Origin of the sequence: Nocardia salmonicida NBRC 13393 (genome assembly GCF_001613085.1) — a bacterium.
Lineage (GTDB): Bacteria > Actinomycetota > Actinomycetes > Mycobacteriales > Mycobacteriaceae > Nocardia > Nocardia salmonicida.
The window spans coordinates 60,917-73,882 of sequence record NZ_BDBR01000011.1; the positions used below are offsets into that span (position 1 = coordinate 60,917).

Annotated in this window: 15 protein-coding genes; 9 read left to right on the top strand and 6 right to left on the bottom strand. The window is 66.7% G+C overall.

From position 1 onward, the window contains the following. The first annotated feature begins 63 nt into the window (after positions 1-63). The 5 genes from eat (at position 64) to NS1_RS13395 (ending at position 4,532) form a co-directional block, all read left to right on the top strand. The gene (gene eat / locus NS1_RS13375; protein WP_062984637.1) at positions 64-1,491 is read left to right on the top strand and encodes an ethanolamine permease; all 1,428 of its coding nucleotides are present in this window, start codon (positions 64-66) and stop codon (positions 1,489-1,491) included. 45 nt (positions 1,492-1,536) lie between these two features. Then, entirely contained in the window at positions 1,537-2,949 is a 1,413-nt protein-coding gene (locus tag NS1_RS13380) for an ethanolamine ammonia-lyase subunit EutB (RefSeq protein WP_062984639.1), read from the top strand. Next, positions 2,946-3,803, top strand: a complete 858-nt coding sequence (eutC, locus tag NS1_RS13385) for an ethanolamine ammonia-lyase subunit EutC (RefSeq protein ID WP_084503701.1) — start codon at positions 2,946-2,948, stop codon at positions 3,801-3,803. Before NS1_RS13380 ends, eutC begins: the two co-directional genes overlap by 4 nt. Positions 3,804-3,867: 64 nt before the next feature. Beyond that, on the top strand, positions 3,868-4,266 hold the full coding sequence (locus tag NS1_RS13390; RefSeq protein ID WP_056816067.1) for an NUDIX hydrolase: 399 nt from the start codon (positions 3,868-3,870) through the stop codon (positions 4,264-4,266). 92 nt (positions 4,267-4,358) lie between these two features. Continuing rightward, entirely contained in the window at positions 4,359-4,532 is a 174-nt protein-coding gene (locus NS1_RS13395; protein ID WP_157125198.1) for a hypothetical protein, read from the top strand. A 10-nt stretch (positions 4,533-4,542) separates the two neighbouring features. Here NS1_RS13395 and NS1_RS13400 read toward each other — a convergent pair whose 3' ends face one another. Together NS1_RS13400 and mca are read right to left on the bottom strand one after the other, a co-directional pair. After that, on the bottom strand, positions 4,543-4,791 hold the full coding sequence (locus NS1_RS13400; protein WP_056813692.1) for a hypothetical protein: 249 nt from the start codon (positions 4,789-4,791) through the stop codon (positions 4,543-4,545). Beyond that, positions 4,791-5,657 carry a mycothiol conjugate amidase Mca gene (gene mca, locus NS1_RS13405; protein ID WP_131816803.1) on the bottom strand — a complete coding sequence of 289 codons (867 nt, stop codon included), beginning with the start codon at positions 5,655-5,657 and terminating at the stop codon, positions 4,791-4,793. Before mca ends, NS1_RS13400 begins: the two co-directional genes overlap by 1 nt. A 119-nt stretch (positions 5,658-5,776) precedes the next feature. Here mca and NS1_RS13410 point away from each other — a divergent pair, with 119 nt between their 5' ends. Both NS1_RS13410 and greA read left to right on the top strand, forming a co-directional pair. Beyond that, complete coding sequence (locus tag NS1_RS13410; protein ID WP_062984643.1) at positions 5,777-6,241, top strand: DUF4307 domain-containing protein; 465 nt, start codon at positions 5,777-5,779, stop codon at positions 6,239-6,241. Between the two features lie 301 nt (positions 6,242-6,542). Next, the gene (greA, locus tag NS1_RS13415; protein WP_056813695.1) at positions 6,543-7,034 is read left to right on the top strand and encodes a transcription elongation factor GreA; all 492 of its coding nucleotides are present in this window, start codon (positions 6,543-6,545) and stop codon (positions 7,032-7,034) included. Between the two features lie 90 nt (positions 7,035-7,124). Here the strand turns inward: greA and NS1_RS13420 are convergent, their stop codons facing one another. Then, complete coding sequence (locus NS1_RS13420; protein ID WP_062984645.1) at positions 7,125-8,267, bottom strand: cystathionine gamma-synthase; 1,143 nt, start codon at positions 8,265-8,267, stop codon at positions 7,125-7,127. A gap of 100 nt (positions 8,268-8,367) precedes the next feature. Between NS1_RS13420 and NS1_RS13425 the strand changes: the two genes are divergently transcribed. Beyond that, on the top strand, positions 8,368-9,549 hold the full coding sequence (locus NS1_RS13425; protein ID WP_062984647.1) for an acyl-CoA dehydrogenase family protein: 1,182 nt from the start codon (positions 8,368-8,370) through the stop codon (positions 9,547-9,549). Position 9,550: 1 nt separating this feature from the next. Here NS1_RS13425 and NS1_RS13430 read toward each other — a convergent pair whose 3' ends face one another. Both NS1_RS13430 and NS1_RS13435 read right to left on the bottom strand, forming a co-directional pair. Further along, positions 9,551-9,832 carry a hypothetical protein gene (locus tag NS1_RS13430; protein WP_131816802.1) on the bottom strand — a complete coding sequence of 94 codons (282 nt, stop codon included), beginning with the start codon at positions 9,830-9,832 and terminating at the stop codon, positions 9,551-9,553. 157 nt (positions 9,833-9,989) lie between these two features. Beyond that, positions 9,990-11,291 carry an NtaA/DmoA family FMN-dependent monooxygenase gene (locus NS1_RS13435; protein ID WP_062984651.1) on the bottom strand — a complete coding sequence of 434 codons (1,302 nt, stop codon included), beginning with the start codon at positions 11,289-11,291 and terminating at the stop codon, positions 9,990-9,992. Between the two features lie 158 nt (positions 11,292-11,449). Here NS1_RS13435 and NS1_RS13440 point away from each other — a divergent pair, with 158 nt between their 5' ends. Beyond that, complete coding sequence (locus tag NS1_RS13440) at positions 11,450-11,794, top strand: DUF6401 family natural product biosynthesis protein (RefSeq protein WP_062984653.1); 345 nt, start codon at positions 11,450-11,452, stop codon at positions 11,792-11,794. A 66-nt stretch (positions 11,795-11,860) separates the two neighbouring features. Here NS1_RS13440 and NS1_RS13445 read toward each other — a convergent pair whose 3' ends face one another. Continuing rightward, positions 11,861-12,703 (bottom strand): mechanosensitive ion channel family protein, encoded by an 843-nt coding sequence (locus NS1_RS13445; protein WP_062984655.1) that lies wholly within the window; start codon positions 12,701-12,703, stop codon positions 11,861-11,863. Positions 12,704-12,966: the final 263 nt, after the last annotated feature.

The window sequence follows — 12,966 nt, forward strand, 5'->3', positions numbered from 1 at the left end:
CTTCAACTCTCGACGATCACCGTAGCCGCCGAACGCGTATCGCTTGTTGATGAGGAGCTCCCCGTGAGTACAGAAACCAGCCCCGCCACCGACGAGGGCGCACCGGTCGACGACTATCTCGCCAAACGCACCCTCCGCAAGGGATCAGCGGGCTGGGTGCTCCTCGCGGGCCTCGGCGTGAGTTACGTGATCTCCGGCGACTTCTCGGGCTGGAACTTCGGTCTCGCCGAAGGCGGTTTCGGTGGCCTGCTGATCGCCACGATCGTCATCGCCGCGATGTATCTGGCCATGGTGCTCGGCATGGCCGAACTGTCCTCGGCGCTGCCCGCGGCGGGCGGCGGCTACACCTTCGCTCGGCGCGCGCTCGGACCGTGGGGCGGATTCGCCACCGGCACAGCGATTCTCATCGAATACGCGATCGCGCCCGCCGCCATCGCCACCTTCATCGGCGCCTATGTGGAATCGCTGAATCTGTTCGAGATCACCGACGGCTGGTGGGTGTATCTGGCCGTCTACGCGCTGTTCATCGGTATTCACCTGGCCGGTGCGGGTGAGGCGCTCAAGGCGATGTTCGTGATCACCGCGATCGCGCTGGTCGGTCTGGCGATCTTCGCCTTCGCGGCTGTGGGCAAGTTCGACGTGGCCAATCTGACCAATATCGCGGCCGATCCCGCGGCGACCGGATCATCGTCGTTCCTGCCCTTCGGCTACCTGGGCATCTGGGCCGCCATCCCGTTCGCGATCTGGTTCTTCCTCGCCGTCGAAGGCGTGCCGCTGGCCGCGGAGGAAGCCAGCGAGCCGGAGAAGAACGTGCCCAAGGGCATCATCGTCGCGATGCTGCTGCTGTGCGTCACCGGCGCGGTGGTGCTGTTCCTGGTGACCGGCGCGCTCGGCGCCCAGAGCGCATCCGCCTCGGGCAATCCCCTCGTGGAAGCGCTGGGCGACAGCTCGGCGGCCAAGGTGGTCAACTACATCGGCCTGGCCGGGCTGGTCGCCAGCTTCTTCTCGATCATCTACGCCTACTCCCGCCAGACCTTCGCGCTCTCCCGCGCCGGCTACCTGCCGACGGCCCTGTCGGTGACCAATTCCCGTAAGGCGCCGATGCTGGCGCTGATCGTGCCCGGCATCATCGGCTTCGCCCTCTCGCTCACCGGCAAGGGCGCGATGCTGCTGAACATGGCGGTATTCGGCGCGGCCGTGAGCTACGTGCTGATGATGGTGAGCCACATCGTGCTCCGCAAGCGCGAACCGAACATGCCGCGCCCGTATCGCACCCCCGGCGGCATCGTCACCACGGGGTTCGCGCTGGTCATCGCGGCCGCGTCGGTGGCGGCGACCTTCCTGGTCGACCCGACCGCGGCGCTGTGGACCCTCGGTGTGTTCATCGCCTTCATGGCGTACTTCGGGCTCTACAGTCGCAAACACCTGGTCGCCAAGTCGCCGGATGAGGAGTTCGCGGCGATCGCCGAGGCGGAATCCGAGCTGGAGTAAACGCGCAGAATCCCGGTGGCCGACAGATATTTCGAAAGGGACCCGATGACCGTGTACCGCAGCACAATCGGCGTCACCACCTACACCTTCGACGGTTTGATCGACCTGATGGCCAAGGCCACCCCCCTGCGCAGCGGCGACGAACTCGCCGGCTGCGCGGCCGCCACGGATGCCGAACGCGCCGCGGCGCAATGGGCGTTGGCGGAGGTCCCGCTGACCACATTCCTCGATGACGTGCTCGTGCCCTACGAGACCGACGAGGTCACCCGGCTGATCATCGACAGTCACGACCGGGTGGCCTTCGCGCCGATCGCACACCTGACGGTCGGCGGACTGCGGGACTGGTTGCTCGCGGTCGCCGCCACGACGGATTCGGCGGCGACCCTGGCCGCGGTGTCGCCAGGGTTGACGCCGGAGATGGTGGCCGCGGTCAGCAAGATCATGCGCAATCAGGATCTGATCGCGGTGGCCAAGGCGGCCGAGGTGACCGCGGGATTCCGCACCACCATCGGTCTGCCCGGTCGGTTGAGCACGCGGTTGCAGCCCAATCATCCGACCGACGATCCGCGCGGGATCGCCGCCGCCACCCTGGACGGACTGCTGCTCGGCTGCGGCGATGCGGTGATCGGGATCAACCCGGCCACCGATTCACCGCAGGCCACCTCGGATCTGCTGCATCTGCTCGACGAGGTGCGATCGCGCTTCGACATTCCGACGCAGTCGTGCGTGCTCTCCCACGTCACCACGACCATCGGGCTGATCGAGGCGGGGGCGCCGGTGGACCTGGTGTTCCAGTCCGTGGCGGGGACCGAGGGCGCCAATACCGGCTTCGGAGTGAATATTTCACTGTTGCGCGAGGGGAACGAGGCGGGACGTTCGCTACGTCGCGGCACTGTCGGCGACAACGTGATGTACCTCGAGACGGGGCAGGGATCGGCGCTGAGCGCGAATGCCCATCTGGGCGTTGGTGATCGGCCCGTAGACCAGCAGACCCTGGAGGCGCGCGCCTACGCCGTGGCACGGGATCTTCAACCGCTACTGGTGAATACGGTCGTCGGCTTCATCGGACCCGAATATCTCTACGACGGCAAGCAGATCATCCGAGCCGGGCTCGAAGACCACTTCTGCGGCAAGCTGCTCGGTCTGCCGATGGGCGTGGATGTCTGCTACACCAACCACGCCGAGGCCGACCAGGACGACATGGACACCCTGCTCACCCTGCTGGGCGCGGCCGGTTGCGCGTTCGTCATCGCTGTGCCCGGCGCCGACGACGTGATGCTCGGCTATCAGAGCCTCAGCTTCCACGACGCCCTCTACGCCCGCCAGGTCCTGAATCTGCGCCCCGCACCGGAATTCGAGGCTTGGCTGTCGGGGCTCGGCATGCTGGACGCGAACGGCCGTGTGCGACAAGTAGAACCGCTGTCCTCACCTCTGCGCGCGCTGACGGCCACCCGATGAGCGCGCCACGACAGCCGGGCAAACCCACCGGCGCGGCACCTGCGAACCAGCCCGTTGCGGCCTCGCCGGTTGCCGCTCCCGACCCGGATTCGACTGTCACCGAGGACTTCTGGCGCGACCTGCGTGGCAGCACGCAAGCCAGGATCGGACTCGGCCGCACCGGCGACGCGCTACCGACGACCGATGTCCTCGCACTGCGCGCCGCCCACGCCGCAGCCCGCGACGCCGTACACCTTCCGCTCGACGTCGAGTCCTTCACCGAGCAGATCGCGGCCGTCGGGCTCGGCACTCCGGTGACCGTCGCCAGCCGAGCGGCGGACCGCGCGGAATACCTGCGCCGACCAGACCTCGGTCGACTCCCCGACAACCTCACCGCGGTCCCCGACACCGGCGCCGATATCGGATTCGTCCTCGCCGACGGCCTGTCCCCCTTGGCTCTCACCGACCACGCCCCCGGCCTACTCGCCGCTCTCGCAACAGAACTCGGTGATCACTACACCCTGGCCCCGCCGGTCGTCGCCACCCAGGCCAGAGTGGCGCTGGGCGACCACATCGCCGCAGCCATGGGCGTGCGCACCGTCCTGGTGCTGATCGGCGAGCGCCCCGGACTCTCGGTCGCCGACAGCCTCGGCATCTATCTCACCCACCTGCCCCGCCCCGGCCGTGCCGACGCCGAACGCAACTGCGTCTCCAACATCCACCCGCCCGACGGCCTCACCTACGCCGACGCGGCCCGGGTGGTGGCGGGCCTCGTCGCGGGCGCCCGCGCGCTCGGCCGCTCCGGTGTCGACCTCAAGGACACCTCCCGCGCCCTGACCGGCGCCGATCCCCGCACGATCACGCCGTCACCGTGAGCTGACCCAGACACCAGAGCCGTTCGATATGAACCGAAGCCGTTCGGTCCATAGAGTGATCCCCATGATCCGCACCGCCGCCCTCGCCCATGTCCGCGACCGCAGGCTGATTCAGACGCGTCCCGAAGGCAAGGATGTCTTCTACATGGCGGGCGGCAAGATCGACCCCGGCGAGACCCCTTTACAGGCGTTACATCGCGAGATCGAGGAAGAACTCGGCGTCGGCCTCGCCGGTGTCGCCGAGTTCGGCGTCTTCGAGGCCGAAGCCTTCGGACACCGCCGCAACACCGGCCTGCACATGACCTGTTTCCGTGCCGAACTCACCGGAGAACCCTTCGCCACCGGCGAAATCGCCGAATTCCGCTACTTCACCGTGAGCGAGTACGCCGCGATGGAGCACGTCGCCCCCGGTTCGATGATGGTGTTCCGGCGCCTGCACGAACTCGACCTCATCGACTGGTGATTCGCGGACGGCTTCGATTGGATATCGGCCGAAACGAACCCACGAACGGCAGCGATCCCATAGCTGTGAACATCCCGATATCCACCGCGCCGATGACTGTCTCCGAGCGCCGCGCAGCCCTACGCCGACTCGTCGCGCTGTTCGGCATGATGAACATGATGATCGAATTGAACGCCAGTGGGGCGCCGCGGTCGGTGGCCGAGCAGGCCGCCACCGCGCGCGACCTGGTCGGCGAACTCGTCGCCGACCTGGCCGCGGCGCGCTAGGCGCCCGCGCCTACTGGGAACCCTGCTTCGGTTCGGAATCCTCGACGGTGATCACGCCGGGCTCGGTGCCCTCGTCGGCCTTCTGATCCGGCTCCGGGTGCTCGGGTTCGAACGTTTCGGGCAGGCCCTTGAGGTGCTTGTTCATCGAACGGACCAGCAGCACCGTGCCTGCCAGCAGGATCAGGATGACCAGCAGGCCGAGGGGCGAGGCCTTGCCGAATTCGGGGCCCGTCGGTTGCTGTGCGAGGTAGACCAACATCACCGGTCGTTTTCCTCGATGCCGGCGAACAGGTCGGTCTCCGGGATGGCGGTGGATACGCGCGTCTTGGCCAATTCGAACTCCTCGGTCGGCCAGAGCCGCTGCTGCATCTCCAACGGGATCGCGAAGAACGCGCCGTTGGGATCGATCTGGGTCGCGTGGGCGCGCAGAGCGTCGTCACGCTGGGGGAAGTATTTCGAGCATTCGATCTGGGTGGTGACCCGGCCCATGATGTCGCTGCGCGCTCGCGTGTACTGCTTCATCCGGTCCAGCCACTCCTGCAGCGGGAACGGTTCACCGATGCGCTCGTACTCCGCGGCGAACGCTTCCAGCCGCTTCATGCTGAAACCGTGGTCGTAGTAGAGCTTGAGCGGCGTCCACGGCTCGCCCGCCTCGGGGAACGCGCTGGGATCGCCCGCCGCCTCGTAGGCGGCCATCGACACCTCGTGGCAGCGGATGTGGTCGGGGTGCGGGTAGCCACCGTTCTCGTCGTAGGTGGTGATCACCTGCGGCTTGAACTCGCGGATCACACGCACCAGCGCTTCGGTGGACTCCTCGAGGGGCACCAGCGCGAAGCAGCCCTCGGGCAGCGGCGGCAGTGGGTCGCCCTCGGGGAGGCCCGAATCGACGAATCCCAGCCAGTGCTGGCGCACGCCGAGCGCGTGGGCGGCCGCGGCCATCTCCTCGCGCCGCACTTCGTTGATGCGGTCGAGCACACCGGGGGTGTCCATGGCCGGGTTCAGGATGCTGCCGCGCTCACCGCCGGTCAACGTCACGACGAGCACCTCGACGCCCTCCGCGGCGTATCTGGCGGTCGTCGCGGCGCCCTTGCTCGATTCGTCGTCAGGGTGGGCGTGCACTGCCATGAGGCGAAGGCCACTCACTTCTCGTTCACCGTCGCTCTCGCTCGCGGGTGTCAGATGTCGTTACCTATAGTTCCATCCGACCCCCTGTTTGTTCCGACCACCCCCGGGAGCGCGAACCGATGACCGAGCCCGCACCGGACTCCGCCGCGACCTCGGCCGCCGCAGCAGCGCGACACGCCGACCGTTACGGCACAAAACCACCCGCGCGTCGCCTGTGGCTGATGGTTTTGCTCGGTGTCGGCGTCGTTGTCGTCGGCTTCGCGGTGGCCTATCTCGGCTTCCAGAAATATGGTCCGAAGGCGATCGAGACCGAGCAGCTCGGCTATGTGGTCATCGACGACGCCACCTTGGAAGTGCGGATCAAGGTCACCCGCGACGATCCACAGCAGGCCGTGGTCTGCTTCGTCCGGGCGATGGATCGCGACGGCACCGAGGTGGGGCGGCGCGAAGTACTCGTCCCCGGCTCGGATTCGACCAGCGTGCAGGTGACCACTACGGTCAAGTCGTCGGCACGCCCTTCGGCGGGCGATATTTATGGTTGCAGCGACCAGATACCTGGGTATCTGCGCACGAGCGCTCAGTGACGCGCGCCATCGCTAGGTGGTCCGGCGCACCAGCGTTTGGGTGGTCCGGCGGACCTGAAATGCCCGGCTGACTAGGCTGACCTGCATTTTTGTGAGACATGCTAAAATGGGCTGATACACGGTTCCGGGGTTCGGAGCCGTGTTTGCTGCATTGGCGGCCAGCGGTGCTGTTTGCGGGTATCGGGTTCACCCCCAGGATCGCTCCAGCCGTCGGGCTGGTGCATGCCCTCCTTCGGGAGGAATCGCGCTGGTTTCTCAGGAATCCCGGTGCGCCGGGAACAACTACTAGGGAGTGATCGAGATGACCGAGAATGTGACCTGGCTTACCCAGGAGTCGCACGACAGGCTCAAGGGCGAGTTGGACTCGCTCATTGCCAATCGTCCGGTCATTGCCGCCGAGATCAACGAGCGTCGCGAAGAGGGCGACCTCAAGGAGAACGGTGGCTACCACGCCGCGCGTGAAGAGCAGGGCCAGCAGGAGGCGCGTATCCGCCAGCTGCAGGAACTGCTGAACAACGCCAAGGTCGGCGTCGCCCCCACCAAATCCGGCGTGGCGCTGCCGGGCTCGGTCGTCACTGTCTACTACGACGGCGACGAAGGCGATACCGAGACCTTCCTCATCGCCACCCGCGAAGAGGGACTCGGCGCCACCGGCCTCGAAGCCTACTCGCCGAACTCGCCGCTGGGCGGCGCGCTGATCGACGCCAAGGTGGGCGAGACCCGCGAGTACACACTCCCCAACGGCAACACCATGAAGGTCACGCTGGTCAGCGCGGAGCCGTACCACAGCTGAGCAGGCTGAACCCGTACGTCGAGAACCCGAACGCAAGCGGCCGCATCCGGAATCCGGATGCGGCCGCTTCGTCATGTGTGGGGGTCCGGCTCAGCTCAGGGCCTGCTCGACGTCAGCGAGGAGATCGCTGATGTCCTCGATGCCTACCGAGAGGCGAACCAGGTCGGCGGGGACTTCGAGGGCCGAGCCCTCGGTGCTGGCGTGGGTCATCGCGCCCGGGTGCTCGATCAGCGATTCGACCCCGCCCAGCGATTCGGCCAGGGTGAAGATCTCGGTCCGCGAGCAGAACTTCAGCGCCGCTTCCCGGCCGCCGGCCAGGCGCACCGAGATCATGCCGCCGCTGCGACGCATCTGCTTCTGCGCGATCTCGTAGCCGGGGTGCGTGGGCAGGCCGGGGTAGATGACCTGCGAGATGGCCGGGTGGTTGGTCAGGAACTCCGCGATGACCTCGGCGTTGTCGCAGTGCTTCTCCATCCGCACGGCCAGCGTCTTGATGCCGCGCATCGTGAGGAAGGCGTCGAACGGGCCGGGTACCGCGCCCGCGCCGTTCTGCAGGAACGCGAAGTCCTTGTCGAGCTCGGCGCTGTTGGTGATCAGCGCGCCGCCGACGACATCGGAGTGCCCGCCGATGTACTTGGTGGTGGAGTGCAGGACGACATCGGCGCCGAGCAGCAGCGGCTGCTGCAGGTACGGGGTGGCGAACGTGTTGTCCACGACCAGCTTCGCGTCGGCCTCGTGGGCGATATCGGCCAGCGCGGGGATGTCACCGATGCTCAGCAGCGGGTTGGTCGGGGTCTCGATCCACACCAGCTTGGTGTTGGGGCGGATGGCCGCGCGCACCGCGTCGAGGTCGGCGATGTGGGCGGGCGAGTGCTCGATGCCCCACTGGCTGAAGACCTTGTCGATGAGCCGGAAGGTGCCGCCGTAGGCATCGTCGGGGATGACGATGTGGTCGCCGGGGCGCAGCACGGCGCGCAGCGCACAGTCGGTGGCCGCCATACCCGAGGCGAAGGCGCGCCCGTAACTGCCCGATTCGAGGGCGGCGAGGTTGGCTTCCAGGGCCGTGCGGGTGGGGTTGCCGGTGCGCGCGTACTCGTAGCCACCACGCATGCCGCCGACGCCGTCCTGGGCGAAGGTCGAGCTCGCGTAGATGGGCACATTCACCGCACCGGTCTGAGGATCGGGTTCGTATCCGGCGTGCACGGCCCTGGTGGAGAATCCCAGCTCACTCATATACCTCAGACTAGTTGGCCGGTTCGGGTCGCTTTCGCAGGGGTTCTCGACATGGTCGATGTGCCGGATTCGGTGTCGGTACTGCGGTTAAGCTCACGCCATGGTCACCGTCGAAGAGTTGTTCGCCATTGATCCGTTGCTGTCGCCGGAGGAGCGCGAAATCCGCGACACGGTGGCGCGATTCGGGGAACGCAGGCTGCGGCCACACCTCGCGGACTGGTTCGAGGAGGGAACGTTCCCGGCCCGCGAGATCGCGCCGGAGCTGGGCAAGCTCGGACTGCTCGGCATGCACCTCGAGGGCTACGGCTGCGCAGGCGCGTCGGCCACCGCGTACGGGCTCGCCTGCCAGGAGCTCGAAGCCATCGACTCCGGCGTGCGCAGCATGGTGTCGGTGCAGGGCTCGCTGGCGATGGCGGCCATTCACTTCTTCGGGTCGGAGGAGCAGAAGCAGCAGTACCTACCCGCGATGGCGGCCGGTGAGGTGATCGGGTGCTTCGGACTCACAGAACCCGACTTCGGGTCCAACCCCGGCGGGATGCGCACCCGGGCGCGCCGCGACGGTGACGACTGGATTCTGAACGGGTCCAAAATGTGGATCACCAACGGGTCGGTGGCCGATATCGCGATCGTCTGGGCCTACGCGGACGAGCCGGGCACGGACAAGCCGCGAGTGCGCGGCTTCCTGGTGCCCGCGGGCACACCGGGTTTCACCACTCGCGAGATCCACCGCAAGTTGTCGCTGCGCGCATCGATCACCGCCGCACTGGATTTCGACGACGTCCGCTTGCCCGCCGATGCGGTACTGCCCGAATCGCTCGGGCTCAGTTCGCCGCTGGCCTGCTTGAGCGAGGCGCGGTTCGGCATCATCTTCGGCGCGCTCGGCGCCGCACGCGACTGCCTGAGCGCGGCGATCGACTACGCCCGCACCCGTGACGTGTTCGACAAGCCGCTGGCCGGCTACCAGCTCACCCAGGCCAAACTGGCCGATATGGCGCTCGAGCTCGGCAAGGGACAGTTGCTCGCGCTGCACCTGGGCCGATTGAAGGATCGTCACGAGATCACCGGCGAGCAGATCAGCGTGGGCAAACTGAACAGCACCCGCGAAGCCCTCGAGATCGCTCGCGAATGCCGGACCATCATGGGCGCCAACGGAATCACCCTCGACTACCCCGTGTTGCGGCACGCCAACAACCTGGAGTCGGTGCTGACCTACGAGGGCACCGCCGAGGTGCACCAACTGGTCATCGGCAAGGCGCTCACCGACGCCAACGCGTTCCGGTAGGTCAGGTACCGGCGGTCAGGCCCGGCCTCGGCGCGGGCCTGATCATGCCGCCGGCGAAAGCCGCGGCGAGCATCACGATCACCACCGTCAACACGGTCAGCGCGATCGGCACGGTGATCGCTGTGGGGATGCCGAGCAGCGTCAGACCGGCCACACTGCCGCAACCCCAGAAGATCGCGGCGGCCAGCCGACCGAACAACGGTGCGTAAGGCGAGCGGCGCCAGGCGCCTGCGATTCTCGCCTGAGCCGAATATCCTGCGCTAGCAGCGATTACCGTGCTCATGCCGAACAGATGAACGGCCGGGTCGGTGACCTGCACTGCGGATCCCTTCGCTCGCCGAGCTGGTTTGCCGAAAGTTGTCTCGGAACGGTTATACCCATTCAGAGTCCATCGGACGCCCGGTTCGCGCAACTCCGCAGTATCGATCAGATCTCGTCGACTACGCCCTCGTCGCTCCGGTCGGCGCGGGCAGTTCCAGGTTCGCGCGGTAGGTGCCGCCCAGATAGTCGGTATCGAGCAGACCTCTGCGACGCAGCTCGGGCAGCAAGCCGTTGACGACGAAATCGTGGGTGCGTTCGTCGGTGAGCCCGCCGAGGGAGATCACGTCGAGCACATTCGCCCGATAACGCTCTTCGATCGCGTCGGCCAACTGTTCGGGCGTGCCCGCTGCGGCCCAGTGCCCGGCGTCCTTGGCGGCGATGACGAGTTCGCGCAGGGTCGCGCCGGAGGCGGCGAGCTTGCCGAAGATCTCGACTCGTCCGCGTCGACGGTGGACCGAATCCAATTGCGGTAGAAGCCTTTCCGGGATGGGCTTGTCCAACGGCAGGTCGGACAGGTCGATGGCGCCGCCCAGCATGTCGGCCAGTTGACGACGGCCCGCCTCGAAATCGGTGGCTTCGGCGGCCTCGCGGACCAACCTGCGGGCTTCCTCCTCCGTCGCACCATAGGTGGCGTGGAAGGAACTGAAGATGAGCGGAAGTCCCTCCGGCCTGCCCAGTTCAGCGGCGCGGGTGCGAATCTTCTTCGTATAGGTGACCGCGTCCTCGAGCGTCGCCAGCGAGGTGAAGACCACCTCCGCGAATCGCGCGCCGAGTTCCACGCCACCGGCGGACTGACCGGCCTGGAACTGCACCGGCCTGCCCTGCGGCAACGGCGGGATGTTCAGCGGACCACGCACCGAGAAATGCTGTCCGGCATAGTCGATCGGCCGCACGAGCGATTCGTCCAGTGCCGCACCACCTTTGCCGTCCGGCCGCAGCGCACCCGGCTGCCAGCTGTCGAACAGCGCGTTGACCACCTCGAGGGATTCCGTGGCACGCGCGTAGCGCTGCTCCGGGCTCGGCAGGTCACCGTCGCCGTAGTTCTCCTCACCCAGCGAGGAGGTCACCACGTTCCAGGCCGCGCGGCCGTTGCTGATGTGGTCGAGCGTGCCGAAGAGCCGGGCCAGGTTGTAGGGGTGATGGAAGGTCGTGGAGACGGTGGCGATCAGGCCGAGATCGGTGGTCATCGCGCCGAGGGCGGCGAGCTGGATCAGTGGCTCCTGCGCGCCGATCGCCCCCTGGGCGCCGAAGCTGAGCAGGTCCGCGGCGAAGATCGCGCCGAACTTGTTCTCCTGCGCGATCCGCGCGATCCGCACCGCTTCGTCGAGCGTCGAGCGGGTCGAGTCGAGGGCCGCGGCGTACACATCGCGCGATCCGCTGACCCCGGTGACGGTCTTCAATTTCCGACGTTCACTGCCCATGGACGACAGTCCAGCAGGACGCAGGCGGAGCGACCATGGTTGCGCTCACCCGAATTCGATCGAGCGCGACGAGGTTGCGATATATTCGCCAGGTCACCCTATTGATCTTGAAGAGATCCAATCTTTACCAGGGCTGGATAGATTGCTACCATATTGCAATGTTTGCGCCCGGTCCCGCGTTGCTCGAACTCTCGGCGCAACGACAATTACAGCAGTTGAACACCGAGTTCGGAGCCCCCGCGGCAGCAGTCGCCGCGGTGATGCCCGCCCTGTCCGCCCAGTTGGATCAGCACGCCGCCGCGGTGCGCGACACCCTCGTACTCGGTGTCGATGATTCCGCTCGCGTGCCGATGACCATTCTGCTCGCCGGTTATGTCCGCGGGCTCCTCGACCATTTCGCCGAGCGAGCCGACGGATTCTTGGCCGGCGCGCCTGCCGACTGGCACGACGCCGACTGGCTGCAGTTACGGCTGGCCGCGGTGTGCGCGTACGCCGCCGACTGACACCGCCCCCAGGACAGACAGCGGCGCCCCGCCACCCGAAGGTGACGGGGCGCCGGTGCCGGTCGGCTATCGAGCCGTTTCGCCACCCCAGCCCGGTTCGCCTTCCGGGTAGCCGGTGCCGGGCGTCACCCGCGTCTGCCGAGCCTGCTCGGCCGTGCTCGGCGCCACCTGCTCGCCCTGACGCGCCGCGTCCTCGCGTCCACGCTGGTACGCCTGGGCGTGCCCCTTCATCGCGGGCATCTCCGATTCCAGGTTGCCCAGCCAATTGCTCCAGCGCTGCTCCATGGGCCTGACCAGGCCGCCGCCGACACCGACCACCAGGATGCCGCCGATGGTGGCGAGCACGGCGATCAGGATCGGCGTGGTCACCGAGGTCGCCACGCCGATCTGGTTCAGCGCGGCGATGATGCCGATACCCCAGATGAACACCGCCGCGATCCGGCCGAGCATCTTCCCGTAGGACAGCCCGCCGAGCACGTTGGAGATCAGGTCGCTCACCGCGTGGGCGACGGCCGCGGCGATCACCACGATCACGATCGCGATCACGGCCTTGGGCAGCCAGGCCACGATGCTGGTGAGCAGGGCGCTGACCGGGTTCGGCCCGAATACCGCGAAACCGATCTGCAGCGCGATCAACAGGATCGCGTAGTAGGCGATCTTGGCGATAATGTCGGAAGCGTCATATTTACTGCGGGACATCATATTTCGCAGTTCGCCGCGTTCGACGAGCTTATCGAATCCCACGCGCTCCAGCACCGCGTTCACGATCTTGGCGACTACCTTCGCGATGATCCAGCCGACGAGAAGAATGGCGATGAATGCCACCGCTTTGGGGACGAACTGCGCGACCGAACTCCACGCATCGGTCAAGCCCTGCTGGAAATCTATCGCAATGACGGAGTTGTCCACGGCCTGTCCTTTCGCTTTCCGATCAGTGCGGCTGAATTGCCGAAGCACCTGTCCGAGGTACTTACCCAGGCAATCTTCGTCGAATCGTGAAAGTAGCGATGAATTTGCCGACGGCCGGTCAGTGCCATAATTTCCGGTCGATCGGCCTGAGGGATCGCGCTCGTCACGCACTCGGGTCCGCTACTGGTGGTGTCCACATCCTCCCGACCGAAAATTCGGTTGCCCACCGTCGCGCCGATTCCTAGAGTCGGTCGCATGTCGTG

Excerpts from the sequence above, each read along its gene's own strand:
- NS1_RS13380 (WP_062984639.1), top strand. The coding sequence starts at position 1,537 with ATGACCGTGTACCGCAGCACAATCGGCGTCACCACCTACACCTTCGAC.
- eutC (WP_084503701.1), top strand. The coding sequence starts at position 2,946 with ATGAGCGCGCCACGACAGCCGGGCAAACCCACCGGCGCGGCACCTGCG.
- NS1_RS13390 (WP_056816067.1), top strand. The coding sequence starts at position 3,868 with ATGATCCGCACCGCCGCCCTCGCCCATGTCCGCGACCGCAGGCTGATT.
- NS1_RS13395 (WP_157125198.1), top strand. The coding sequence starts at position 4,359 with ATGACTGTCTCCGAGCGCCGCGCAGCCCTACGCCGACTCGTCGCGCTG.
- NS1_RS13400 (WP_056813692.1), bottom strand. The coding sequence starts at position 4,791 with ATGTTGGTCTACCTCGCACAGCAACCGACGGGCCCCGAATTCGGCAAG.
- mca (WP_131816803.1), bottom strand. The coding sequence starts at position 5,657 with ATGGCAGTGCACGCCCACCCTGACGACGAATCGAGCAAGGGCGCCGCG.
- NS1_RS13410 (WP_062984643.1), top strand. The coding sequence starts at position 5,777 with ATGACCGAGCCCGCACCGGACTCCGCCGCGACCTCGGCCGCCGCAGCA.
- greA (WP_056813695.1), top strand. The coding sequence starts at position 6,543 with ATGACCGAGAATGTGACCTGGCTTACCCAGGAGTCGCACGACAGGCTC.
- NS1_RS13420 (WP_062984645.1), bottom strand. The coding sequence starts at position 8,267 with ATGAGTGAGCTGGGATTCTCCACCAGGGCCGTGCACGCCGGATACGAA.
- NS1_RS13425 (WP_062984647.1), top strand. The coding sequence starts at position 8,368 with ATGGTCACCGTCGAAGAGTTGTTCGCCATTGATCCGTTGCTGTCGCCG.
- NS1_RS13430 (WP_131816802.1), bottom strand. The coding sequence starts at position 9,832 with ATGAGCACGGTAATCGCTGCTAGCGCAGGATATTCGGCTCAGGCGAGA.
- NS1_RS13435 (WP_062984651.1), bottom strand. The coding sequence starts at position 11,291 with ATGGGCAGTGAACGTCGGAAATTGAAGACCGTCACCGGGGTCAGCGGA.
- NS1_RS13440 (WP_062984653.1), top strand. The coding sequence starts at position 11,450 with ATGTTTGCGCCCGGTCCCGCGTTGCTCGAACTCTCGGCGCAACGACAA.